16 protein-coding genes are annotated in these 24,988 nt (G+C 66.8%); 5 read left to right on the forward strand and 11 right to left on the reverse strand.

Translation table 11 applies throughout. The features are described from left to right. Positions 1-14: 14 nt before the first annotated feature. The 7 genes from bcsA to bcsB are packed head-to-tail and all read right to left on the reverse strand — an operon-like array spanning position 15 to position 13,503. A complete protein-coding gene (gene bcsA / locus HV770_RS02590; RefSeq protein WP_175157934.1) occupies positions 15-2,630 on the reverse strand; it encodes a UDP-forming cellulose synthase catalytic subunit in 2,616 nt (871 codons plus the stop codon). Beyond that, complete coding sequence (bcsQ, locus tag HV770_RS02595) at positions 2,627-3,415, reverse strand: cellulose biosynthesis protein BcsQ (RefSeq protein WP_175157935.1); 789 nt, start codon at positions 3,413-3,415, stop codon at positions 2,627-2,629. The genes bcsA and bcsQ overlap by 4 nt, the downstream gene beginning before the upstream one ends. Next, positions 3,412-3,618, reverse strand: a complete 207-nt coding sequence (locus HV770_RS02600) for a hypothetical protein (RefSeq protein WP_425497359.1) — start codon at positions 3,616-3,618, stop codon at positions 3,412-3,414. Before HV770_RS02600 ends, bcsQ begins: the two co-directional genes overlap by 4 nt. After that, complete coding sequence (bcsE, locus tag HV770_RS02605; RefSeq protein ID WP_246290686.1) at positions 3,618-5,708, reverse strand: cellulose biosynthesis protein BcsE; 2,091 nt, start codon at positions 5,706-5,708, stop codon at positions 3,618-3,620. Before bcsE ends, HV770_RS02600 begins: the two co-directional genes overlap by 1 nt. A gap of 32 nt (positions 5,709-5,740) precedes the next feature. Further along, positions 5,741-9,652, reverse strand: a complete 3,912-nt coding sequence (locus tag HV770_RS02610) for a cellulose synthase subunit BcsC-related outer membrane protein (RefSeq protein WP_175158036.1) — start codon at positions 9,650-9,652, stop codon at positions 5,741-5,743. A 32-nt stretch (positions 9,653-9,684) separates the two neighbouring features. Further along, positions 9,685-11,082 (reverse strand): cellulose synthase complex periplasmic endoglucanase BcsZ, encoded by a 1,398-nt coding sequence (gene bcsZ / locus HV770_RS02615; RefSeq protein ID WP_175157937.1) that lies wholly within the window; start codon positions 11,080-11,082, stop codon positions 9,685-9,687. A gap of 3 nt (positions 11,083-11,085) precedes the next feature. Beyond that, positions 11,086-13,503, reverse strand: a complete 2,418-nt coding sequence (gene bcsB, locus HV770_RS02620; RefSeq protein WP_175157938.1) for a cellulose biosynthesis cyclic di-GMP-binding regulatory protein BcsB — start codon at positions 13,501-13,503, stop codon at positions 11,086-11,088. A gap of 352 nt (positions 13,504-13,855) precedes the next feature. Between bcsB and HV770_RS02625 the strand changes: the two genes are divergently transcribed. Next, positions 13,856-14,272, forward strand: coding sequence for a diacylglycerol kinase (locus tag HV770_RS02625; protein WP_175157939.1), 417 nt, complete (start codon positions 13,856-13,858; stop codon positions 14,270-14,272). Between the two features lie 123 nt (positions 14,273-14,395). On the opposite strand, the gene HV770_RS02630 is transcribed toward HV770_RS02625, so the two are convergent. After that, a complete protein-coding gene (locus HV770_RS02630; RefSeq protein WP_175157940.1) occupies positions 14,396-14,893 on the reverse strand; it encodes a 2-thiouracil desulfurase family protein in 498 nt (165 codons plus the stop codon). Between the two features lie 297 nt (positions 14,894-15,190). Here HV770_RS02630 and HV770_RS02635 point away from each other — a divergent pair, with 297 nt between their 5' ends. Further along, positions 15,191-15,352 carry a DUF1328 domain-containing protein gene (locus HV770_RS02635; protein WP_013089029.1) on the forward strand — a complete coding sequence of 54 codons (162 nt, stop codon included), beginning with the start codon at positions 15,191-15,193 and terminating at the stop codon, positions 15,350-15,352. Positions 15,353-15,920: 568 nt separating this feature from the next. Here HV770_RS02635 and rfbC read toward each other — a convergent pair. Further along, complete coding sequence (rfbC, locus tag HV770_RS02640; RefSeq protein ID WP_175157941.1) at positions 15,921-16,472, reverse strand: dTDP-4-dehydrorhamnose 3,5-epimerase; 552 nt, start codon at positions 16,470-16,472, stop codon at positions 15,921-15,923. 107 nt (positions 16,473-16,579) lie between these two features. Next, positions 16,580-17,575 (reverse strand): GlxA family transcriptional regulator, encoded by a 996-nt coding sequence (locus HV770_RS02645; protein WP_121318920.1) that lies wholly within the window; start codon positions 17,573-17,575, stop codon positions 16,580-16,582. A 177-nt stretch (positions 17,576-17,752) separates the two neighbouring features. On the opposite strand from HV770_RS02645, the gene HV770_RS02650 reads away from it, so the two are divergent. The 3 genes from HV770_RS02650 (at position 17,753) to HV770_RS02660 (ending at position 18,896) form a co-directional block, all read left to right on the forward strand. Further along, positions 17,753-17,983, forward strand: a complete 231-nt coding sequence (locus HV770_RS02650; protein ID WP_175157942.1) for a hypothetical protein — start codon at positions 17,753-17,755, stop codon at positions 17,981-17,983. 339 nt (positions 17,984-18,322) lie between these two features. Then, on the forward strand, positions 18,323-18,697 hold the full coding sequence (locus tag HV770_RS02655) for a hypothetical protein (protein WP_175157943.1): 375 nt from the start codon (positions 18,323-18,325) through the stop codon (positions 18,695-18,697). A 34-nt stretch (positions 18,698-18,731) separates the two neighbouring features. After that, a complete protein-coding gene (locus tag HV770_RS02660; RefSeq protein ID WP_175157944.1) occupies positions 18,732-18,896 on the forward strand; it encodes a hypothetical protein in 165 nt (54 codons plus the stop codon). A gap of 67 nt (positions 18,897-18,963) precedes the next feature. Here the strand turns inward: HV770_RS02660 and uvrA are convergent, their stop codons facing one another. Next, positions 18,964-24,852, reverse strand: a complete 5,889-nt coding sequence (gene uvrA / locus HV770_RS02665; RefSeq protein WP_175157945.1) for an excinuclease ABC subunit UvrA — start codon at positions 24,850-24,852, stop codon at positions 18,964-18,966. Positions 24,853-24,988 lie beyond the last annotated feature (136 nt).

A 24,988-nucleotide genomic window follows, 5' to 3' on the forward strand; every position in this document is an offset into this window, starting at 1 on the left:
CGCACGCCGCGGCATTAATAGCGTGTGCGGTCCAGCGCGAGCAGCGACTGGCATACGCGCAGCACACCGGTCAGCAGCCTCGAATAACCTTCGATGCCCATCGTCAGCACGTCCTTCAGGCCGCGCAGCGGGGTGTCCTCAACGGTTTGCTCGCCCCAGTCGAGCCATGCGTCGGCGCGGCCGAACGTGCATTGCACCATCTGCCGTTCCTGCTCGAGCGTCAGGCCGTCGAAGCGCACGCCCAGATGCCTGCCGACGAAGCGGCTCACATAAACGGGAAAATGAAACTGCCGGTCGCCTCGGCTCAGGCATACGCCGAGGCTGTCGCCGGGCGCGAGCTTCAACGCCGGATCGACTTCGAGACCGAGTCCGCCGGTCGAATAATCGCTGGTGGTGCACGCGAGCGTCGTGCCGTCCGCGAGCAGCAGCGTGGCCGCGGCGCGCATCGCGATACGGTGGGTCACGCGCACCTGCTTCGCCTCACGCGCGACGCTTGCCGCCGCGCCGAGCATCACGAGGTTGTAGAGCGTCCAGAACACATTCATGAGAATCGTCGCGGTCTCGCCGCTCTGGCCGAACATCAACCGGTACGCGCCCGCCAGCAGCGCGCACGCGTTCAGTCCGAGCAACACCAGATACGGCTTCGACACGGCCCAGTCGAAATAACCTTCGTCGATGCGTCCGCCCTTGTCGGTCACGTTGAACTGGCCGTGCTTCGGACTGAAGAAGGCGATGGTGGTCGGCAGCGCGATATACCAGGCGAGCACCGATTCGTACACTTCGGCCCAGAACGAGTGGCGGAATTTGCCCTGCATCCGCGAGTTCGCGATGTTGGCGAGCACGATGTACGGCAGCACGAACCCGGCGATGGTGGTCGCCGACGCGTTGATGAAATACATCTGGAAGAACAGGTACGCCATTGGCATGGTCAGGAAAATCAGCCGCGGGATGCCGTAGAAAAAATGCAGCATCGCGTTGCCGTAACAGAGCCGCTGGAAAAAGCTCAGGCCGCGGCCGAGAAACGGATTGTCGATACGGAAAATCTGCGCCATGCCGCGTGCCCAGCGCGTGCGTTGCTTGATGTGGCTCGCGAGGCTTTCGGTGGCGAGACCGGCGGCCTGTACGGTCGGCAGATAAGCGGTCGTATAGCCGCGCCGATGCAGTTTGAGCGCGGTATGCGCATCTTCCGTGACCGTCTCCACCGCGACGCCGCCCACTTCTTCGAGCGCCGTGCGCTTGATCACCGCGCACGAACCGCAGAAGAATGACGCGTTCCACAGATCGTTGCCGGATTGCACGAGCCCGTAAAACAGGTTGCCTTCGTTCGGCACGCGGCGGAACGTGCCGAGGTTGCGCTCGAACGGATCGGGCGAGAAGAAGTGATGGGGCGTCTGCACCATCGCGCAGCGGGCGTCGCGCAGAAACGTGCCCATCGTGGTTTGCAGAAACGAGCGCGTCGGCACGTGATCGCAATCGAAGATTGCGATGTACTCGCCGTGGGTCTTTTCCAGGGCGCGGTTGATGTTGCCGGCTTTCGCGTGCCGGTTGTCGTCGCGAGTCAGGTAGCCGATGCCGCTGTCGTGCGCGAACTGTCTGAATTCTTCACGATGGCCGTCGTCGAGCAGATAGACGCGCAGCCTGTGCGCCGGCCAGTCGATGCCCTGGGCGGCGAACACGGTAGGCCGCACCACCGACAGCGGCTCGTTATAGGTCGGAATATAAATGTCGACGCTCGGCCAGTTCGCAGTGTCGGCGGGCAGTTCGGCGACCGCGCGGTTCAGCGGCCATGCGGTCTGCACGAAGCCGAGCAGCAGAATGACCCATGTATACGCTTCGGCGCCGAACAGCAGATAGCCGAGAATCGCCTCGGCCGGCGTCTGGAACGACAGCGTCTGCGTGACGCGCCACCAGACATAGCGCGCCATCGCAAGCAACGCGAGCGTCGTGAGGATCAGCACCGGCATGCGCCCAGGGAAGCGGCGCAAGATCAACGCGACGACCACCAGCACTGCGAAGAATTCGAACTGACCATCCGACGACAACGGCGAGGTACCGATCATCGTCCACAGGACTGCGCCCGCCAGCACGATGAGCGGCAGCAACCAGCGAATGTGGCCGATGCGCTGCGTGCCGCTTTCGAGCTGCGCGCCCCAGCGCTGCCACGGCAGGCGCGGCAGCATCCCTTCGATACGGCGGTGCAGGCGGCGCCAGCGCAATAGCACCGGCACCAGCCAGCGGTCGATCCACGCGAGCACGGCGCGCGCCTGCGCGGCGGCGCTTCGCCCGGACAGGCGCGGCGCGCGGATGAAGGCGCGCCACAGCCAGGCGCGCAGGCGATGCGGTTCGAGCACGCCCCATTGCAGCGCGAGATGCAGCACGGCGGCTCTGATCCAGCGATGCGGGTAGTCGGGCTTGCCCGGTGAAGGCGGCTGGAAGAACAGGCGTACGAACCAGTCGAGCGGCGTGCGATCGACAGGGACGCCCAGGTTGCGGGCAAGCCGGTCGAGCGTGCGCTGGCGTGGAGTGCCGGGGGTGGCGCCAGGGGCGTCAGTGACGGCGGGGGCGGCTTGGCGCGCCTTGCCGGGCTCCTCGCCACGCTCACCCGCGCCCCCGTTGATCGGCCTGTTCATGCCGCGTCACCTTCGCGGCGCGCGCCGGTCGCCGATGTCCCACCGACCCACGCGTCGAGCCAGTTGGCAAGCCCATGCAGATCGTGCGATGCCTGCGAATGCGGCGCATCGTCGAACAACCACGTACCGCGCGCGAACGACTCCGGCATCGCCATATCCAGATGCACGCGCTGCGCGAGCGGCAGGCCATCGCCGAGCGCCGCCGCGAGCATCGCGAGCACGTCGCGCTGCATGTCGCGCGCCGGATTCAGGCGGTTCACGATGATCCTCAGATTCGCGCCGTCGCGCCGCAAGTCATCGAGCCGCGCGACGAGCGTCGCGCAGGCGGCCGGTTCGGGCGGCGTCACGCAGAGCACCAGGTCGGCGCAACGCAGGGCCTGCGCGGCCTGCTGCGAGGGATGGCGGGCGGTGTCGATCAGCACGACGCCATCGCGCGGCAGATGGAGTTGCGCGAGCGCGCTCGCGAGCCACCGCGGCTCGGCGGCAAGCCGTGCATCGCAGCGCGCGCCATGCGCGAGCGAGACCTCGCCGTACGGCACGAACAGCACGCCCTCGGCATTGCGCCACGTATGCGCATGCCAGGCGCAGGTCTCGTCGAGCAGCGCTTGCGCGAGCCCGGCGGGCGCGAAGCCGTCGATCCCGAGATGCGCGCCGAGCATGTTCTGCGGATCGAAGTCGAGCGCGACCACCTGACGGCCGCGCCGCGCGAGCAATACCGCGAGCGCGGCGCTCAGCGTCGTGCGGCCCGTGCCGCCGGCGGTGGAAACGACGGCGATCGTTTTCATCGTGCGGCCTCGTCGACGCGCTGCGCGTCGGGCAGCAGCCGGGCACGCAGCGCGACCGGTTCGATGTCGCAGCGCACCGCGTCGCGCGGATCGAAGCCGCGCATCGCCGCGAGCCCGCGACGCGCGCCGCCGCGCTGCCAGACGATCCATACCGGTACCGCGATGACCACACCCGCGGCGAAACAGGTCAGTAGAAATTCCATCACTCGTGCTCCTTGTTTCGCAGCGGCATCGCGTAAGGTTCGGCGTGGCGGCGCGGCGGCGTCGCGCGGGGCGAGGCCTGGCTTTTCTGTGGCGACGCGCCTGGGTGCGCTGCGTGGCGTTTCGTCGCTGCGGTGGTCTGCGCGACCTCGGTGTTCGCGGTGTTCGCGGTGTTCGCGGAATCCGCGGCGCCGTTCTCAGCAAACGCAGCGGCACCGTCCTGCGCCTCACTGCGTGCCCGCTCCAGCGCCTCTTCCACCGTCGCGAGTTGCTTCACTGCTGCCAGCGCACCCACTCCCAGCGGCCTGCGTTCGACCCGCAAGCTCTGCCTCAGTCCCTCCGCACCACTGGCACGCACCGGCGCCGCAAACAGATCGCTGTAGTCGGCAATCCGCGCGCGCCGGTTCGCCGCTTCCAGCGCAGCCAGTTCATCGCCGATGCTCTGCTCCGCCAGATGCACGAGCGCATCCGCAAGCCGCTCGACCGGCACATCGAAGATGCGCGCCAGCGCGGCATCCGCATCGGCCAGCCGGCACGCGAACAGGAACACGTACAGATGCGACGCGTCGGCGGTAAACACGTCGCCCTCGCGACGCGGCACGCAATGCCTCAACGCGTCGGCATGCGCGCACTGCGGCAGCAGCGTCAACTTGACGAGCACATGCGGCAACTGCAGCACGGCACTGCGTTCGAGCACGGTGCGCACGCGCTCGCAGAACGCGCCGGCGGGCAAATAGCCGAGCACGGCGTCGCTCAACGCAGCGCTGAGCGCGGCGCGATAGTCGGCGGCGACGGGCCGCGCATGAAGCTGCCCTTGCAACGATTGCAGCAGCGACTGCATGCGCGAAAACGGCAGATCGCGGCCCAGCACGAGGTTGGCGCCGAGCGTCAGCACCAGCAGCTCGTATTGGTGACGCAGCACCTCGCCGCGTTCGACAATCACGATCTTCAGCGCGCGTCCCGCCTGCCGGCGCAGCGCATGGACCGCCGCGCACAGCGCGTCGAGCTGCGCGCTGCCCGCGTAGTCGAGCACCACGGTCGCCGCCTGGGCTTCGGCGCAGGCGGCCAGCACCGCCGCCTGATCGGCCAGCACCTCCCAGTGCGGCGGCACCCACGCCTCATGGCCGCGCACGACCGCGCGGCTCACCACGACCCGCTGTTCGTCGCGCGCCAGCAACCCGTCGCCGCGTGCGATCACGCCGCCTGGCACATCGGTCGCGACGCCCAGGCGGCCACTCTCGGCGAACCGCAGCGCACGGACCTCGCCGGTCACGAGCGTGCGCTCGGAGCGCCAGAAGTCGACGTGCCACAACAACTCGCCGTGCGTGTGCTCCATGCGCGCGACGCCGGCGCACGCGGCATGAAATTCGTTGCGGTCATGATGCGCGGCCGGATTGTCCGCGGACGTGCGCGTAACGAGCCAAGCGCTGTCGTCGAGTTCTGCCTCGCCGGACGGCGCACCGAGCAGCAGCACCAGCGTGATGTTGCGCGCCGCGCACCAGTTCGCCAGCATGCGGCCCTCGCGTGCGAGCGCGCGCGCGTCGTCCCAGCTGAACCAGCGCTCGGCGCCTTCGATGAAATACAGCGAACGCGAGCGCAATCCGAAGCGCTTGAGCGCGCGCAGACCGCCGAACAACCTCGCGAGTTCGACGGGTGCGGCGCGCGGCACGGTGGCTTGCGTGGCATCGATCACATCGGCTGCATCGGCCGCCTCGGCGACGGTCTGCGGCATCGCCAGCACGCTCAGATTGCGTGGCCAGCCCGAGGCCGGTGCGTTCGCGCTGAAGCCGAGTTCGCGCAGACGCTGCGCCACGTCGACGCGCTCGCGCGCGAGCACGACCGTGACATCGCGCGTTTGCGCCGCGCGTGCGCTCTGCCAGATCAGCGCATCGGCGCCGGCGGTGCGCGGCGCGGCATAGAGCACGTAGAGCTTCCCGCCTTCGAGCGAGGCCCATTCATCGGGCAACGCGTCGAGTGCGAGCCGTCCGAGCTTGCGTGCGCCCGCTCGCGAGCCCGCGTGGCCGAAGGCTCGCAGCCAGCGGCGCAAGAAGGCGCCGGGCGCGGGCTTGAGTGGATTCGAAACGGTGCTCACGCGTGGATTCCCTGATCTGATTGCATCGCCGGTCAATAGCTGGAGTAAAGACGCACGGGGCGCGGCGACAGACTGTTGTCCTGCTTGCGCGCGTCGAACGTATAGCGCAGATAGACCAGCGCGGAACTCGGTGCGTAGTCGTGCGAACGATCGATGCTCAGTTGCGCGCCCGCCAACAGATGCGGGTTGAAGCGGTATTGCACGATGCCTGCGAGCCCGTATGAAAACGCGACGCCGCGCGTCGAGCTCGCTGTGTTCACCAGCGTGCCGAGCCCGGGCGCCGCACCGAGCCCGGCAGGCAAACCGTTCGGGTAGTACGGCGAATTCTTCTCATACGAGTTGGACACACCGAGCGTCGCGGTCAGATCCCAGTTCAGCGCGTCATGCCGCCCGGCCCATTCGATCGGCACGCCGAGCGACACATAGCGCTGCGGACTGTAGTAGCCGCCCTGGCCGAACGAATAGAAGCGCAGGTTGTTCGTGTAGTGCCACACGTTGCCGATCAGACCGGTGCTCACGAGCGTGTCGACGCGCCGATAGACCGGCACCGTGAAGCCCGTGCGCAACGTCACCTCCTGATTGCTCGCGACGTTGCGGCCGGTCAGCACGCCCACGCCGAGATCGGCGAAGAGACTCGTCATGCCGACATCGACCGCCGAATGCAGATCGATGCCGTCGCGGCGCACGCCGCCCCACACGGTGCCGGTCACCGGATCGTGCATGCCGGCGTACGAAAGCTGGCTGCCTGTTTCGGGCCGCCGCGAGCCGCTGACGGAGAAGCTCGCCGGTCCGGCGTCGAATTCATAGCGCGCGCCGCCGACGAGGTAATGCACCGGGAACCCGAGCGGCGTCGTGCCGATGTCGAAGCGCCACGCGTCGGACGTATAGCCCGCGCCGAGCGCCACGCCGGTCACCGATTGATGCAGATACGGCGAGCTCGCGAGCAGCGCGGCGCGGGTCTGCGCCGGAATGCCGAGCGCGGCCGCGAGGTTGTCGGCCGCACCGATGGTGCCGAACGTATCGCGCGTGAACGCGTTGCCTTCGCTCGGGTCGAGCGTGCCGGCATCGAGATGCACGGTGTCGATGTGAGCGAAAAAGTGGCCGTCGTAGCGATACGGAATCTGCAGGTACACCGGCGCCTGCCACGCGCGCAGCTGCGAGATGCCGGCATCGCCCGATTTATACGCGGGCAGCCAGCCGGTCTCGATCTCCGGATTGCGGCGCTGCTCGAGATCGGCGAGCGCCGCTTGCGCGGGGGTGCCGTCGGGACCGGCGCTCACGCCCGCCGCGCGCTCCTGCGCGAACGACAGACGGTACAGCGAAGCGGCCTCCTCGTATTGCCCGAGATCCTGCGCGACGCGCCCGCTTTGCACCGTCACGTCCGGGCGAGCCGGATACGCGACGCGCAACGCCGAGGTGACCCGCTGCGCTTCCTGCGGCTGACGCAGCGCGGCGAGCCGGCGCGCCGCCGAGAGCCGCGTGTCGACATCGTCGGGCGCGGCGTCGTCGAGCACGCTGCGCACCAGGTCGAGCGCGCTGCGCCGCTCGCCGCTCTGCTCCAGCACGCGGGCGAGCGCCAGTTGCGCATCCGGGTCGTTGGGCGTGGCGGCCAGTACCGGCCTAAGGGCGGCGCGCGCGGCCGCGTAGTGCCCTTGCAGGCGTTCGAGATCCGCGACTTCGAGTGCGTAGCGTTTGTCGCGCCGGCCCGCCGGACTCACGTGGGCGAGCAACTGCCGCGCACGTTGGTCATCCTGACGATCGAGCGCCTCGTCGGTTTCGCGCAGCACGAGACGCAGCGCCTGGTCTTCGAGACGCGCGCTTTGCGCGGCGCTGAGCTTGACTTGCGGATCGTCGCGCAAGCGGGTCAGCCACGCGTCGAGTTCAGCGTTGCCGATCTGCGCGCTGGCGCTGCCAAGCAGATCGCCATAGCGCAGGCGCACGTCGGCATCGGTCTGCTGCGGGTGGGTGTCCATCCAGTTTCGCAGCAGCGCGAGACCGCGCTGCGCTTCGCCCTGCTCGATCCACACCGCGCCGACCGCCGCGAGCAGATTCGGGTCGTCGGCGGCCAGCGTGCGGGCTTCGTCGAGCGCCTGGCTTGCGCCTGCGCGATCGTCGAGCGCAAATGCGGCGCGCGCCTTGACGAGCCACTGCTGCGCCTGGAGGCTGCGCGCGAGCGCGCGCATGCCGTCGGTGCGCTCCCGCTCGGCGATCGGCGCGAGCACGGCTTGCGCGCCGCCGATGTCGTCGAGCGAGTTGCGGTACAGCGCGCTCGCGTAGCGCATTTCGGGCGAGGCGGAGATCGCGAGGCCGTCGTCCATCACGACGCGGCCGAGTTGCGGCAAGCCCAGATCGCGATACAGACGCGCCAGCGCAAAGCGCGTCCATGGCGCGTCGGGCGCGGCCCGCAAGGACGCTTCGTAGCGCTGCGCCGCAGGCCCCCGCTGACCCGCGGCCAGCAGGCTGTCGGCCTGGTTCGCGAGCAGATCGGCGCGCAGTTGCGCGAGGCTCTGGCGATCGTCGGCGGCGGTGAAGCGGCTTTGCAAGGCGTCGAGCAAAGGCTCGACCCGGGCCGCGCGGCCGGTATTCTCGAATAGCGTCTGCGTGCTGCGCAGCGCCGCGATGCTCGGCTCGCGCGCGGCCAGCAGTTCGCGCAGCAGGGGTTCGGCCGCGCTCCAGTCGTGCTGCGCGAGCAGCGCATCGGCCAGCATCAGCTTCGCGTCCGGGTTGCCGGGCTCCATTGCGAGCGCGGCGCGCGCGAACCGCTCCGCGTCGCGCGGCTGGCCTGCCGCCGCTGCGTCGCGGCTCTGTGCGAGCGTGCCCCAGAACTGCGCGGCGCGCGCGAGGCTCTCCCACTTCGCGCGATTGTCCGGCGCGAGTGCGGCCGCACGCAGAAACAGCGCGTGCGCTTCGTCGCGCCGCCCGGCCCGCATGCGTGCGAGACCCAGGCCGCCGACCGCCTCGGCATCCTCCGGGCGCGCCTGCGCGGCGCGCGCGAGCAGCGCTTGCGCGCTCGTCAGATCGTTGCGCGCGAGCGCCTGCAAACCGCGTTGCTGCGCGATGTAATCGGGGTTGCGTTCGAGTTGCCGCTGCGCGTCGAGTCGCGCTTCGATCGCGGCGACCCGCTCCCTGAATTCGGTGTCGTCCGGAACGAGCTGCAGATAGGCGCGCAGCGCATCGACATACGCCGGGTCCGCGCCTGCCGATTGCAGCACGTGACGCCACGCGTCGAGCGAGGCCGAGCGATCCGAGTCGGGCCGCGTCGCCAGATTCCACGCGATGCGGTTGGCCTCGGCACGCGTCTCACCACGCGCGTTCAGCAGATTCGCGAGCACCAGCGCCGAATCGACGTCAGACGGGTCGGCGGCAAGCCGCTGACGCAACGCGCCGATGGCCTGCGCGCGGCCCTCGGGCGTGCCGGCGATGATCTGGTAGTACTCGGCGCCGAGCGAGCCCGACGGCGCGCCGTGCGGAAACAGCGCGAGCAGGCGGCGCGTCGCTTCGGCGGACTGGCCGCTGCGCGCGAGCAGACGCACGGTCGCGAGTTCCTGGCGGCCGTTGGTGGCGACGCGGAATTCGTCTTCGATCTGCTGCGTCGCGGCTGTACCCGGCGCGACGGACCGCAGCCGCGCGAGCGTGGCCTGCGCGGCTTGCGCCTGGCCGAGACGCAACTGGATGCGCACCTGCTCGGCGAGCAACGACGGATCGTCAGGGGCGATCAGCAGCGCTTTCTGGATCGCCTGCGACGCGAGGTCGTCGCGATGTTTGGTCGACCACATGCGGGCCGTGGCGAAGAGGCGTTGGGTGGCGGCGTACTGCGGGGCCGACGCGCCGGGCCTCGCATTGATCACGGAGGCGGAAGCCGCGTTGGAAGCCGCATGCGCTGCCACGGCACGCGCCATCGCCGCTTGCGCGGCTTGCGCCAACGCGCTGCCCGCGACGCCCATCGACGCGAGCACCGCCAGCCGCGCCGCGCGCTTCACTGAGCCGAGGCGCGACATGGCGAACTCCATCGTAGATCGAGAGTGCCGTCGGCGGCGAACCGGTAGCGGCCGTCGCGCCAGCCCAGCGCGAACAGGCTCAGTACGCTGCTGTAATAACCGGCGGGCGTCTCACGGTCGAGTTGCGCCGCGCGCGCGATCTGCGCATCGGCGAGCGCGTGCTCGCCGCGCGCGTCGAGAAATGGCGCGGCGGCCGCCGAGAAGCCGGCATTGCCCATGTTCTCGCCGACCGCGCCGGTCGTCGTATCGACTCTTTCCGGCGGCGCGCCATGCGCGGCGATGAAGTCCGCGAACGGCGCGAAGTGCGCAAGCAGCGTCGAAGCAAGCGGATCGCGCGGGTCGAGCATGCCGGCCCACAGGTACACGCGGATCGCGTTATACGCGCTCTCGGCCTGGCTCTGCGGGTCCGGCGCGAAACCCTGCTTCGCGCGATACAGCGCCCAGTCCGGTGCGAAGCCGCGCGGCGCGGTATCGGTCAACACACGGCGGCTGCTCGCGAGAAGACGCATCCAGCGCGCGTCGTCCGGCAGCCGCGTGGCGATGCCGCGAAGCACTTGTGGCGGCGAATAGCTCGGATTGACGCGCCACACGTCAGCCGCCGGATGAAAACCGACCGGCCCGGGCAGCAGCGTCAGGCCGAGCCCCGCCATGCTGGCGGTCTCCTCGTCGAGCACGCGCTTCGCGAGCACCGCGCCGCGCGCCGTATAGCTGCGTTCGTGCCACGCGTGACCGGCTTCGAGCAGCGCATACGCGATCCACAGATCCGCATCCGACGATGCGTTCGCGTCGAGCACCTTCCACTGCCCATCGTCCGCGCGGCCCCACAGCCAGGCCGGCAGATGCGCGGTCAGATCGCCTTGCGCGAGATGCTGTTCGGTCCATCGCAGGATCGTGTCGAAAGCCGCGCGATCGTTCGCGACCAGCGCAAAGAAAAGCGCGTACGACTGGCCTTCGGAGACGGTGCGCGAATCGGTTGAGCCGACGTCGATCACGCGACCGTCGGCGGACATGAAATCGCGCTTGAATTGTTGCCAGCGCGGCCAGGGGGAGAGTGCGCAGTTTGCGGGCGCCGCGATAGTCGCGTTCGACGGGTTGGCTGTACCGGTTGCGTCGGTTGCGCTAGTCGCAAGAACGGCGTGAGCGGCGCTAGCACTCGATGCAATAACCGCATTCGCCCCGCCGCCTTGTTGCGTCACCTCTTGCGCAACCGCCTGTTGCGCGCCCATTCCCATCGCCATCGACGCACCCGCCAAGGCCATCGCCACGCCAACCGCCCGCACGACAACCCCGGCCACCTTCGGGCCCAACCGCCAACCCGCAGCGCCCCGCGCGTCACCCCGCCCCCACGACGGCGCCTTGCCACTCACCGGCGTCATCGATCAGACTCCCCGGCGGCGCGCGGCCAGTTCCTGCAACGCGGTGAACGCGCCGATCGCGAGCAGCAGCCCGGCCAGCGCGCCGAGCACGCCGAGCAGGACCGGGTGCTGGATCGCACGGCTCCACAGCTGCGCATACCACGGCACATAGCCGACCAGATACGCGTCGCCGACGCGCATGCTGTCCACTTCGCCGCCGCGCAGCAACGCAACGTCGCCCTGCACCTGCGCGACGCGGTCGGGCTTCTCGAGCATGTCGAGCAAGTGCGACAACTGCTGCTGATCGGTGGCCGTCAGCACGACTACGCTGCGTCCCTTGCTGCCCGGCAGTTCGAAACCCATCAGCGCGGCAAGCGCGCCGTCGCGATCGATACGCGCGCTGCCGTCGGGCAGATGCGCGCCGTTGCGCCACTGCTCCTTTACCGAAAACGACGCGCGCGTAATCGGACCGTCGGAAGCGCCCTCGTTAGATGCCGCGCCGATGCTCAGCGGCAGCGCGTCGCGCCAACGCGCCAGCAGCGGCGCCGAGCCGCTGCCGCCGATCACGAGCAGATCCTTGCCGGTCAGGAGCGCCAGCTCGGGAGGCCGCGCGATCTGCACGCGTAGCGCCGGATAGCCGGTCCACTGCCCCATGTGGCCGAGCATCGTCAGCATGCTTTCGATTTCCTGCGGCGCCGGGTGCTCGGGAATCACCACGGCTGTCTGCGAGAGATCGGCATAGCGGGTGAACGGAAAGCCGCTGTTCGCGAAATACGCGAGGTTCGGCATCTGCGCATAGTGGACGAAGCCCGAGAAGTCGATCGTCGAATCGGGGTCGACCGCGGCCTGCACCGGATTCGAGGCCACCGACTGACACAGCCCGGTCTTCTGCGAATCCAGATTGAAGCGCAACTGCAACTGGTTCGAGCTGCCGACGCGGAAGGCGGGAATGTCGAGCGCGCTGCTCGACCGGTTGCCGCCGTTCGAGAGCACCGGCAGTTGCAGACGGCCTTGCGCGTCGTCGGCGCTGGCCGGCGCGAGCCGGTACGATTTGACGAGCTGGTCGTTGATTTGCACCGCGAGCGCCGAGTTGTTCTGCATCGTCGGCGCGGTGTAGCGGTATTTCAGGTTCAACGGCACGCCCGCGCCGTTCCACGAGAACAGATCGGCGGGCACGCGCAGATTCAGCCGGATTGCGTCCGGCGCGCTGCCCTGCACCTGCAACTGGTTCGGCGTGTCGATCAGTTCCTTGAACGCGACCGGGCGATCCACCGGCACCCAGCGCGGCGCATCGTACGGTTTGCGCGGCGCGCCGATGTCGATCTGGCCGATGCGCACGGCGGGCCCCGCCATCGCCGTCTTGCCGAGCACGAGCGCGGCGCTGGCCTCGTCGACTTCCTGCGCGGTGCGGCCCGTCACGATCAGCAGCTTCTTGCCCGGCGCGACGGGATTGTCGGCGACGAGCAGCATCGGGCCGTTGACCGTCGGCAGCTTCAGACCGGCGGGCAACTGCGCGCTGCGCGCGACCACCACCGCGTGCGCATCGGACGGCAACGCGGACAAGGACGGAAAGCGCGCCTGCCGGTAATCGGCCTGCGCGCCGAACCACGAGGCGAGTACGCCAGCGCTGCGCAGCGTCGCGTTGTCGGCGGAGGCCGGCAGCACGAACGGCAGCGTCAGCCGGCTCACGTCGCGCCGGTCGAAAAACGGCGCGGGCAAGAGCGCGAGATCGTTGGGCAGGCGGATCGGCGCGCTGTCGAGAATCAGCTCGCTAGTCGGACTGACGTCGGCCCACAGCGCCGAGTTCTCCGGGTCCTCGCAATGGTCGAGCGTGTAATGCGCGATCAGGCGCAGGTCGAGCTGGTTGTAGTCGGTAAGAAAGCGCGGATCGAGCGGGATTTCCTGCGTGACGATCTGTCCGGCGTGCTCGCGATCGAACGGCACGGTCGCGACCACTTCGTTGTTGATCGACACCTTCAGATGCGAGAGCGGAAAGACCAGCGCCGGCGAATACGTATAGCGCAGGCGCAGCCGTGCCGCGGTGACCAGCCGATCGAGCCGCACGCCGACATTGACGGTGCGTGCGTCGTCGAGTCCGCGCAGGTTCAGCGGTTGATAGGCGCCTAGTGCGGCAAATGACAGGTGGGTGGTGGAGCTGGCTGCGCTCGCGGTGGCGTTGGCCGTGTCAGCGGCACTGGCGTTGGCGGATGCAGTCGCGGCGTTAGCCGCATGCGTTCCGTTCGCCGCGTTGGCAGCGGCGAGGCCGGCTATCGCGGCGTTCGACGCCGACGCCGACGTCGGCCCGAGCGCAACCGATGACGCCGGACGTGCGGCCGATGCAATCGATCCAGCTGGCACGGACGGCGCAGCGGCCGATACCGCGGCATAGAGAGCGCCGAACGCGGCGCTCAGCGAAAGGCAAAACGATACGACAGGTTTCATGACAGATCAGCTTTGTTGGACCTCGGCCGTCCGCCCTTGACTGCATTGGGCACTGTGCGAATTCGGTCTGCCGCACGAGCGCGGGAGTGGAAACGGATTGCGAATCGACCGCGATGCGGTCCTTTGCCCTTGTATTACGGAAAATCTGGCGAAACCTTGAATGCCAAGCGAGGCGACTAGCCTGGTCACAGATGCGAGCGGTCCGGCACGGCATGCAGGAAGCTCGGTTTTGTATTCCGTCGTCTGTCGGCTGCGGCGTCCCCGCGCCGAAGGGCGGCGCAAAGATAGCACAAAGTTGTGACAATTGGTGGCATTTAAGGCATGCTGCCGCCTTTCCAACGCAGTGCCGATCATGAGTAATCCGACCGAATCACCCGCGCCCTGTGCGCCCGTAAAACGTAGCGGTCCTCTGCGTGCGCTATTCGCGCTGCGGCACTCGTGCGATGGCATCGTCGCGGCCTTGCGTGAGGAGAGCGCGTTCCGTCAGGAGGCCGCGCTCGCGGCGATTCTGGTGCCGGGGGCGTTGCTGATGCCGGTGGGCGCGATCGAGCGCGTGCTGCTGATCGTGTCGGTGTTGCTGGTGCTGCTCGTGGAGTTGCTCAATTCGAGCATCGAGGCTGCGATCGACCGGATTTCGCTCGAACGCCACGAGTTATCGAAACGCGCGAAAGATTGCGGCAGTGCGGCCGTGACGATGGCGCTGCTGATCTGCGCGGTGACGTGGGGTGTATTGTGCGGGCCGATTGTTTATCACTGGATGCGCGGATAACGCAGCGCGGTTTTCACGCTAGCCGTTCTACATCGTGCTTTGCGTGAGCGATTCGCCTGCTCGCAAACGTTAGCGGGTGAATCAACCGCGCCGCTTTGCCTGGTGTGATTCGGCTGCGGTGGATCAGTCGGTCGGGTCGTGCGCAATCACCGCGGCCAGTTCGGCAATCTGCGATTGCGCGAAAACGCGAATGCCGTGCTGTCGCAACAGCGTCGCGGTGACGCCTGCGGCAGCGTGCGTGGCACCGCTGAATTCGCCGTCGTAGATGAACGTGCTGCCGCAGGAGGGACTGCCGTCGGCCAGCAACGCATAGCGGCAGTTTTCCGCTTGCGCGCGCCGCAACGCATGCTCGGCGCCGGCAATGAATAGCGCAGTAACGTTTGCGCCGGTGTCGTCGAGGATCGACGCTGCGTGCTTCAGCACGTCAGCGCCGCTGCGGTGCAATTGGATTTCCGCGGGCGGCCGCGGAGTCGGCAGTCCCGCGGCCACTTCCGGGCACACGATCACGAGACGGCCTTCGTCGCGCCAGCGCGCGAACCAGGCATGGTGTGCGGTTTTGGCGGCGCCGTCATAGCGGACCGGGTGGCCGGCCAGACACGCGCTGACCAGAATCTTCAACATGACGATGAATCGCCTTCGCGGGCGGGCGGCTTTGGGCAGAAGATTGTAATGTGGATGGCCCGCCGCGCCGTGACCAACTCGACAAGGCGGCCACTCACTCCACCGCCCCACCGCCCTTTCCTCGCGCGAAACCGCTCCGCTTCGATGATTCGCTGCGCACTTCACGCGCGGGCGCGTCCGTGGGCACACCTATTGCTCAATTCCGCTCACCGGCAAATAAGCCCGTCGAAGCATGTCATGCCCGCGACGGGTCGCCGTTCGTTACTTCAATCCAGCAATCCATCGATGGGAGGCCCCATGCTTCGATACGCTGTAATTTTCTTCATCATCGCCATCATCGCCGCTGTGTTCGGCTTTGGCGGCATCGCCGCCGGCGCGACGGAAATCGCCAAAGTCCTGTTCTTCATCTTCCTGGTGATCTTCCTCGTCACCTTGCTGATGGGCGTGATACGACGCTGACAGCCGTTTCGGCAGACCGCTGGAAACAGACCCTGCCCCGATGCGAGCAGCCAGGCGTCGATGCAATACTTGCCACACGGTATTGCAATAGTTGCCGCCCGCGTCGGGGCTTCATCCGTTCGGCATGTGCCGTCCTCGCGCGCAGCGATGCTGAGCAGGCCGCCGGTGGCGACGCACAAGCTCGCCAACCGGTCGCAGGGTCCGAGCGTAGAGCGTCATCGTGCCGGCCATGCGTCCTTCGCAGACCGCCACGTAGCAATCGCCGCACGTCGTACGCTAGCGCGTCATCTCGACGCTTCGATCCAACACACGTGCAGTGCACCCCCGTTGCGGCGCGCGGCGCGATGGACCGATGCAGCATGGCCGTCAACGCGACGAACGAATCGCGCGACGCATCAAAGGCGGCACAATTCGACGTGGCCGAAGCCATGACACACGTAGTCGATACGAACGGCTTGCCGGGTTACACGTCGCTTCACGTCGAGCACCTCGAACATTCACGATGCTCGAAGTGTGGCGTTCGCCTCGGCGCGTCTGAAGAACAATGTCGTAAAAACTCACAGGGGAGTCAGGCGATGTTTTCCGCTTCATAAAGTCGCCGGCCCGCCGCATCCTTCGCGCCGAGGATCGGCTCGAAGTCGATCGGCCACTCGATGCCGATATCGGGATCGCACCACAGGAGGCAGCGCTCGAGTTCCGGAAACCAGTACTCGGTGGTCTTCCAAACGCACTCGGCGACGTCGGACAGCACCACGAAGCCATGCGCGAAACCCGGTGGCACCCAGATTTGCCGTTGATTGGCCGCGCTCAGGTATACACCGCTCCATTTGCCGAAGTGCGGCGAATTGAGCCGCACGTCCACGACGACGTCGAACACCTCGCCCTGCACGACACGTATCAGCCGGCCCTGCGGACGTTGGACCTGATAGTGCAGCCCGCGCAGCACGCCGTGCACCGCGCGCAAATGCCGGTCCTGCACGAAATTGAAACCTTGCGAAACGTCATTGGCAAACTCGTCCGCGCTAAAGCTCTCGAAGCAGAAGCCGAGGTCGTCCCAAAACACCTCGGGCTCGATGAGCTTCACATCCGGCAATGCCGTCGCCGTTACCTTGTTGCCCATTGCCACTATGCTCGTAAGAAGGCTGGCCGGCGAGAATACGGCCGCCGCTGTGGCCGTGTTCAACAGTGATGAGGCGCACCCGTCGGCACGGGCGCCTTCCTGACATGCTACGCCTCGTTCGCCACCCTGCTTCGCGCGCGATATTCCGTGGGCGAAAGCGCCATGCGCTTGCGGAAGATCTTCGCGAGACGATCGCCATTGCCGGTGCCGCTGCGCCGCGCAATCTTGTCGACCGGCAATTCGGTTTCGGTGAGGAAGTTGCACGCAATGCGCAGCCGCACCTGCAGCAGATAGTCCGATGGTGTGACCTGCATTTCGTGCTTGAAGCGGCGCAGGAAATTGCGCTCGCTCATTGCGGCGACCTGCGCCGCATCGGCCACGGACACCGGACGATCGCAGTTCGCCTCCATCCAGCGCGCCGCGGCGCGGATTTTTTCAGCGACGCTCAGCGTGCCCCCTTCGGCCGGCAGCGGCACCCACGTCGCCGCCATCCCCGGCATCACGCGGTCGGCCACGCTGCGCGCGAGTTCGGCGCCCAGGTCGCGCTTGATGAACATCAGCGCGGCGCGCGCGCAGTCGTGACGGTCGTTGGAGGCGCTGAGCGCGGCTTCGCTCGACGCACCGCCGGGATAGCGGTTCATCTGCAGGCCGTCATGGTCGGTGGGACCGGCAGCCTCGAGCACGAGCCGGCCCTCGCCGATCGTTTCGATCGCCCGCGTACGCGCCTGCACCGCGCGCAGCCAGATGAGCAGCCGCTCGTCGCGTGCGGCGGCCAGCGCGCCGTAGCCGCCCGCGATGAACAGCACGTCGAAGCCGCTGCCGAAGCGCGTGTCGATGCGATCGGTCCAGATGCGTGCCGACGAGGAGCTGGCCACGCTGCCGCCCTCCATCGACAGAAACTGCACTTCGTAAGGCGGCTCTTCGCCGGCTCGCGAACCGGATAGTTCGTTGGCGCTCTGGAACATCTCAACCACCGTACCAGGCCCTAGCAGCCAGAAGCCGTCGAACAGCAATATGCCGATTCGCCGCGCTGCGGTACGGACGTTCAAAGTCGGCGTGTGAAGCCACGTAATTCTCGCGGTATCAAGATGCATTTGCGGCATGAACTTTCCCCAAACGGTCATACGTTGTGAACCCCGATGCCCCGTCAGACGGCCGGCACGAGCGAATGATTTATTAGGACTGGAATTGCCGGAACGCCGCTTAACGGATTAAGCGTGATGTTAGCGGAATGAACCGCCAGAGTAAATTTGAAAAACGAATCTACATCAGAAAAGAGAATGTATGAAGAAAACGATTATCCGCCGTTTCATATGACAACCGGCGAGCCGCGGCCTGACAACGTGCGCATGTCGCCCACCGGCATCCGCGGGCCGCTGGACCATATCCGGCCTCATTTTGCGGCCACTCTGGCCACGCTTTCTGATTCTGCGAAGAAGCGGTTTGCGAACCTGGCCGTCATCGCGCGAGTTCAAAGTGTTTCAAACATGAAATCGAAGTCGCCCGGATAATCGCCACTCAATACCTGATTTATTCGCAAATACGGAATTTATCGACGGGAACTGCAGCGTGCTCTCCGATATCCCTAATTCAACGCAATTGATATTCCAAAGCATGTTTTTGCAGGTGTCCAGAAATGTTTCTATATTGAAACATCCGGTTCGTTGCGCATGGGGACGATATGTCCCTTCAATGTATGGACCATTTATACGTCAGATGATTTAACGCGTTGCAGCAATCGGGCACGTGTTTTTAAACAACGTTTTATCCGCGGATCGAGATCTTTAAGGAAAGGCCCGCCCGCGCCGCCCGATAATTTGCGCAATGTGATTGTTGTAAGGAGCTGAACCATGTCGCGCCGGATGAGCATCGAGAGAGTCAACGAGTATGGACGCAACGCGGTCCGTCTCGACATCGACGGCAGCGCGGTGCTGCTCGAAGCAGCCGAGCTGGACGCGCTGATCAAGCACCTCGCCGTGTTGCGCGCCACGATGCGCCCGGCGGTGCCTACGGCGCCGTTGCGCTCGCATCGGTATGTGATCGAGGTCGATCCTTGCTGGCACACGGAAAAACCTGCGCTGAACGACGGTGCGGTCATGTTCCTGAGACATTCCGGTCTAGGCTGGGCGGGCTTCGCGCTGCCCACGGAAAGTCTCGCCAAACTGCATCACGCGCTCACGCAGCATCTGGAAGCTTCGCTTGAAGTACACGGCATGCTTAACTGAAAAGCCGCCGGGCGATGACCGTTGCAGGTCGCGCATGCATTGCGATTCTGCGATTCAGGTCGAGCGCGTGCTAAATCGCACGGTACGCAATTTTTCGCAGGCCGACCTGGGCCGCAAGTATCTCGATGAGTGCGGCGTGATCATGGCGGGCCATGAGTCGCGCACGATCGCGCTTCGACCGCACAACGAGGCACGCTGATCAGCAAGCATCGCGTGAACAACACTGCGAAGTGTGGCGCAAACACGGTTTGCGCCACTTCCGCTCGTCACCCGTTCGTTCCCTCGCCCGCCACCACGGCCGCCGTACCCTGCTGCGCTCGCGCGAGCACAGGCCGCAACGCCGCCCCCGTGTGGCTGGCTGCGACACGCGCCAGGCCTTCGGGGTCGGTCGCCGCGACAATCGCCCCGCCGCCCACGCCGCCTTCCGGACCGAGATCGATGATCCAGTCCGCCTCGGCAATCACGTCGAGATCGTGCTCGATGACGACGACGCTATGGCCGCCATCCGCAAGACGATGCAGCACGCGAATCAGCTTCGCGACGTCCGCCATATGCAGCCCGACAGTCGGCTCGTCCAGCACGTACAGCGTGTGAGGCGGCTTCTGACCGCGCCGCGTGATGTCGTCGCGCACCTTGCTCAATTCGGTGACGAGCTTGATCCGCTGCGCTTCGCCGCCCGACAACGTAGGTGACGGCTGGCCGAGCGTGAGATAGCCGAGCCCGACGTCCTTCATCAATTGCAACGGATGCCCGATGTTCGTGATGGACGCGAAAAACTCGACAGCCTCGTCGATTTCCATGGTCAGCACGTCGCCGATATTCTTGCCGCGCCATGTGACCGCCAGCGTCTCGGGATTGAAGCGCTGCCCGTGGCACACATCGCAAGGCACTTTCACGTCCGGCAGGAAGCTCATGCCGATGGTGCGCACGCCCTGCCCCTCGCACGCCGGGCAGCGGCCGTCTCCGGTGTTGAACGAAAACCGCGAGGCCGTATAGCCACGCGCACGCGCTTCGAGCGTACCCGCGAACAGCTTGCGGATCGCATCCCACACGCCGATGTAAGTGGCGGGGCATGAACGCGGCGTCTTGCCGATCGGCGTCTGATCGACTTCGAGCACGCGGTCGATGCTCTCCCAGCCGGTGATCGACTCGCACCCTTGCCACGCATGCGTGACGTTGAGCGGCGCGCGCGGCGCCGAGCGCGCCAGCACGCTGGAACGCCGGTTCGCGGCCGGCTTCTCCTCGGCCGCGGCGCGCGCACGCCGCGTGGCCGGCGACGACAGCACCGAGCGCCCGACCGCATCCAGCAGATTGGTCATGAGCACGTCGCGCGCGAGCGTGGACTTGCCGGAACCGCTGACGCCGGTCACCGCGACCAGCCGCGACAGCGGAATGCCCACCGTGACGTCGCGCAGGTTGTGCAGCTTGCCGCCATGCACGGTCAGCCAGTTTTCCGGCACCATGGCCGCGCGCTTGCCCGGTGCGACCACCGCACGGCGCGGCTGCAACGGATGCACGATCGGATTCGCGAGAAACTGCCCGGTGAGCGAATCGGGCTGCGCCGACAGATCGGCCACACTGCCCTGCGCGATCAACGTACCGCCGCGCTTGCCCGCACCCGGCCCGATGTCGATGATGTGATCCGCGCGCCGGATCGTGTCCTCGTCATGCTCGACGACCACCAGCGTATTGCCCTTCTCGCCGAGCTTGCGCAACGCGTTCAGCAAAATCTGGTTGTCGCGCGGATGCAGGCCGATGGTGGGCTCGTCGAGCACGTAGCACACGCCTTGCAGATTGCTACCGAGTTGCGCGGCGAGCCGGATGCGCTGCGCTTCGCCGCCCGACAGGCTCGGCGCCGCCCGATCGAGGCTCAGATAGCCGAGCCCGACCTCTTCCAGAAACTGCAGGCGGCTGCCGATTTCGCTGATCACGTCGCGCGCGATTTCCGCGTCGCGGCCGCTCATCTCGACGCTTTCGATCCACGCGCGCGTGTCGGACACGGTCCACTGCGCGACGTCGACGATCGCCTGCGCGTCGAACGTGACCGCGCGCGCGGTCGGGTTCAGACGCGTGCCCGAACAATCCGGACAGGGTTCGTCGACGAGGCCTTCGGGTTCCTGTTCCTCCGACGGCAAGCTCTGCTCGCGGCCGCGATTGTCGTCGACGACGATCGTGTCGTCGTACGCGGCGCGTTGTTCGCGCGTGAGCGACAGGCCCGTGCCGACGCAGGTCGTGCACCAGCCATGCTTGCTGTTGTACGAGAACATGCGCGGATCGAGTTCGGGATAGCTGGTGCCGCACACCGGACACGCGCGCTTCGTGGACAACACCTTCACGGTGCCGAGCGGCGCCGTGGGATGGCCGCCGTTAAGCGCGTCGTGCAGACCGTCGAGCGGCGCGAGCAGATGCATCACGCCCTTGCCGACTTCGAGCGTGCGGTCGAGCGCCTCGCGCAATTCGGCTTCATGGTCCGCCGACACGACGAGGTCGGCGACCGGCAATTCGATCGTATGTTCGCGGAAGCGATCGAGCTTCGGCCACGGGTCCACCGGCACGAACTCGCCGTCGACGCGCAGATGCGTATTGCCGCGCGCCTTCGCCCATTTCGCGAGGTCCGTGTAGACGCCCTTGCGGTTCACGACGAGCGGCGCAAGGAAGCCGACATGCTGCCCCTTGTGATCGCGCAGCAACTGCGCCGCGATCGATTCGACGCTTTGCGACGTGACCGGCGTGCCGTCGTGAATGCAGTGCTGCAAACCGAGCTTCACATATAGCAGCCGCAGGAAGTGCCACACCTCGGAGGTGGTCGCCACGGTGCTCTTGCGGCCGCCGCGCGAGAGGCGCTGCTCGATCGCGACGGTCGGCGGAATGCCGTACACCGCGTCGACCTCGGGCCGCCCGGCGGGCTGCACGATGGAGCGCGCGTACGCGTTCAACGATTCGAGATAACGGCGCTGCCCTTCGTGGAACAGAATGTCGAACGCGAGCGTGGACTTGCCCGAACCGGACACGCCGGTAATCACGTTGAACTTGCCGTGCGGAATGTCCACGTCGAGCGCTTTCAGGTTGTGCTCGCGCGCATTGACGATGCGTACCACGTCCTCGCCTTCGATCGCCCGGCGCGCGCGCGCCGCGCTCAGCGCCTTCTGCAGCGGCACGCCTTGCGACTCCGGCTCGGCCGCCGCGTTCATTGCGCGGTCGTACTGCAGCAGCGCCTCGCCGGTGTGCGACTCCGCGCATTGCTTGACGTCTTCCGGCGTGCCCGCGCACAGCACCCGGCCGCCGCCGTCGCCACCTTCGGGACCGAGGTCGATCAGCCAGTCGGCCGCGCGAATCACGTCGAGATTGTGTTCGATCACGATCAGCGAGTGCCCGCTCGCGAGCAGTTTGCCGAACGCCTGCATCAGCTTGGCGATGTCGTCGAAATGCAGGCCGGTGGTCGGCTCGTCGAACATGAAGAGGCGCTTTGCGACCGGCTGCTTCGCGCTGCGGGCACCGCGCGCCTGCGCCGATTCCGCGAGGAAGCCCGCGAGCTTGAGGCGCTGCGCTTCGCCGCCGGACAGCGTGGGCACCGGCTGGCCGAGCTTCACGTATTCCAGACCGACGTCGACGATCGGCTGCAACACGCGCAATACTTCGGCATCCTTTGCGAAATAGGCGGTGGCTTCGCTGACAGTCAGCTCCAGCACGTCCGCAATGCTCAACGCACGTGCCGGCTCACCGCGCTCGATCTTCACTTCGAGCAGTTCCGCGCGATACCGGCGCCCGTCGCAATCCGGACAACGCAGATACACGTCGCTCAGGAACTGCATCTCGATGTGCTCGAACCCCGAGCCGCCGCAAGTCGGGCAGCGGCCGTCCCCCGAGTTGAAGCTGAACATGCCGGGGCCGTAGCCGCGTTGCTGCGCGAGCGGCGCCTTGGCGAACAGCTTGCGGATTTCGTCGAACGCGCCGACATAGCTGGCCGGATTCGAACGCGCGGTCTTGCCGATCGGCGACTGGTCGACGAATACGACGTCGGTGACCTGATCGGCGCCGGTGAGGCCTCTGAACGCGCCCGGCGATTCCGTGGCGAGCCCGAAGTGCCGCGCCATCGCCGGATACAGCACGTCTTGCAGCAGCGTGGATTTGCCGGAGCCCGACACGCCCGTCACGCAGACGAGCCGCTGCAGCGGAATCTCGACCGTCACGTCACGCAGATTGTGTTGCGTCGCGCCTTCGAGCACGATGCGCGGCGTGCTTGCATCGACGGCGCGCTGCGACCAGTGCGCCGCGTTGGCGACATGGCGGCGGCCGCCGAGATACTCGCCGGTCAGCGTGCCGGACGAGCGGATCGCCTCGGGCGCGCCGTCGAAAATGATCGAGCCGCCGCGCTCGCCCGGCCCCGGCCCCATGTCGATCAGACGATCCGCCGCGAGCATCACCGACGGGTCGTGTTCGACCACCACCAGCGTATTGCCCGCGTCGCGCAGCCGATGCATCGCCTCGACGATCCGGTTCAGGTCGCGCGGATGCAAGCCGATGCTCGGCTCGTCGAGCACGAACAGCGTCTTGGTGAGCGACGTGCCGAGCGCGGTGGTCAGGTTGATCCGCTGCACTTCGCCGCCCGACAGCGTGCGGCTTTGCCGGTCGAGCGTCAGATAACCGAGGCCGACGTCGCACAAATATTTAAGGCGCGTGCGCACTTCGGCGAGCAGCAGTTTCAGCGCGTCGTCGAGCAATGCGCTCGGCAGGCTGATCTCGTCGAAGAAACGGCGGATGCGCTCGATCGGCATCAGCATCAGGTCGTGAACGGTCAGACCCGGCAGCCTTTCGAGCTGCGCGCGGGTCCACTGCACGCCGCGCGGCATGAAGCGCCGAGCGGCCGGCAGCACGTCGTCCGCATTCGCCTTGCTGCCCAGACGCCATAGCAGCGATTCCGTTTTCAGACGCGCGCCGCCGCACGTTTCGCACGGCGTATAGCTGCGGTACTTCGACAGCAGCACGCGAATATGCATCTTGTACGCTTTGGACTCGAGGTACTCGAAAAAGCGTTTGACGCCGTACCAATGGCTTTGCCACTTGCCGTTCCAGTCCGGCGAACCGTTGATGACCCAGTCGCGCTCGGCCTCCGTCAGTTCGCCCCACGGCGTGCCGCGGCGGATGTCGGCCTTCGCCGCGTAACGCATCAGGTCGTCCTGGCACTCCTTCCACGCGGGCGTCTGCATCGGCTTGATCGCGCCCTCGCGCAGCGTCTTGCGCGCGTCGGGAATCACGAGGCCCAGATCGACGCCGATCACGCGGCCGAAACCGCGGCAGACTTCGCACGCGCCGTAGGCCGAGTTGAACGAGAACAGCGCGGGTTGCGGGTCGGCGTAGCGCAGATCGCTTTCCGGGCTGTGCAAACCGGTGGAGAAACGCCAGATTGACGGTTCGGCGTCCTGACTCTGCGGCCCCTCCGACGCGGCGGGCAGCACGTAGATATTGACGCGCCCGCCGCCGCGTTTGAGCGACGCCTCGATCGCCTCGACGACCCGCTGCTTGTCGACCGAGCGCAGCCGGAAACGGTCGGCCACCACGTCGAGCAGCTTGCGCTTGCCGGTGGGCGAATCGACCTCGCGCTGCGCCTGCACGCGCGTGTAGCCGCTCGCCGACAGCCACTGCTCGACTTCCTGCTGGGAGGCCGATTCCGGCAGTTCGACCGGGAACGTGACGACCAGCCGCGGCTCGTTCTGCGCGGTGCGCTCGAGCAGCTCGGCGTAGATCGTTTCGGGCGTATCGTGACGCACCTGCTGCGCGGTCTGGCGGTCGAACAGTTCGGCCGCGCGCGCGTAGAGCAGCTTCAGATGGTCGTTGAGTTCCGTCATGGTGCCGACGGTGGAGCGCGAACTGCGCACCGGGTTGGTCTGGTCGATCGCGATGGCGGGCGGCACACCGTCCACCCGGTCGACTTGCGGCCGGTCCATGCGATCCAGAAACTGCCGGGCATATGCGCTGAAGGTTTCGACATAGCGCCGCTGGCCTTCCGCGTACAGCGTGTCGAACACGAGACTCGATTTGCCGGAGCCTGACGGCCCGGTGACGACCGTCATTTCGCCGGTTCGCACGTCGAGGTCGACGTTCTTGAGATTGTGCTGGCGCGCGCCGCGAATCTTGATAGTGCCGTTAGATGACAATTTTTCCGACCGTCTGAATGTCTGAATGAGTGGGCCACCTCTCACGGACGCCTCGCGACCGCGCAAGTTCGGTGCCGCCGGGAACGGCGGCACGCACGCGCGACGAACGCCGCGCGCGCCTTGAAGCCCTCAGGTT

This window comes from Paraburkholderia fynbosensis, from assembly GCF_902859935.1.
GTDB lineage: Bacteria > Pseudomonadota > Gammaproteobacteria > Burkholderiales > Burkholderiaceae > Paraburkholderia > Paraburkholderia fynbosensis.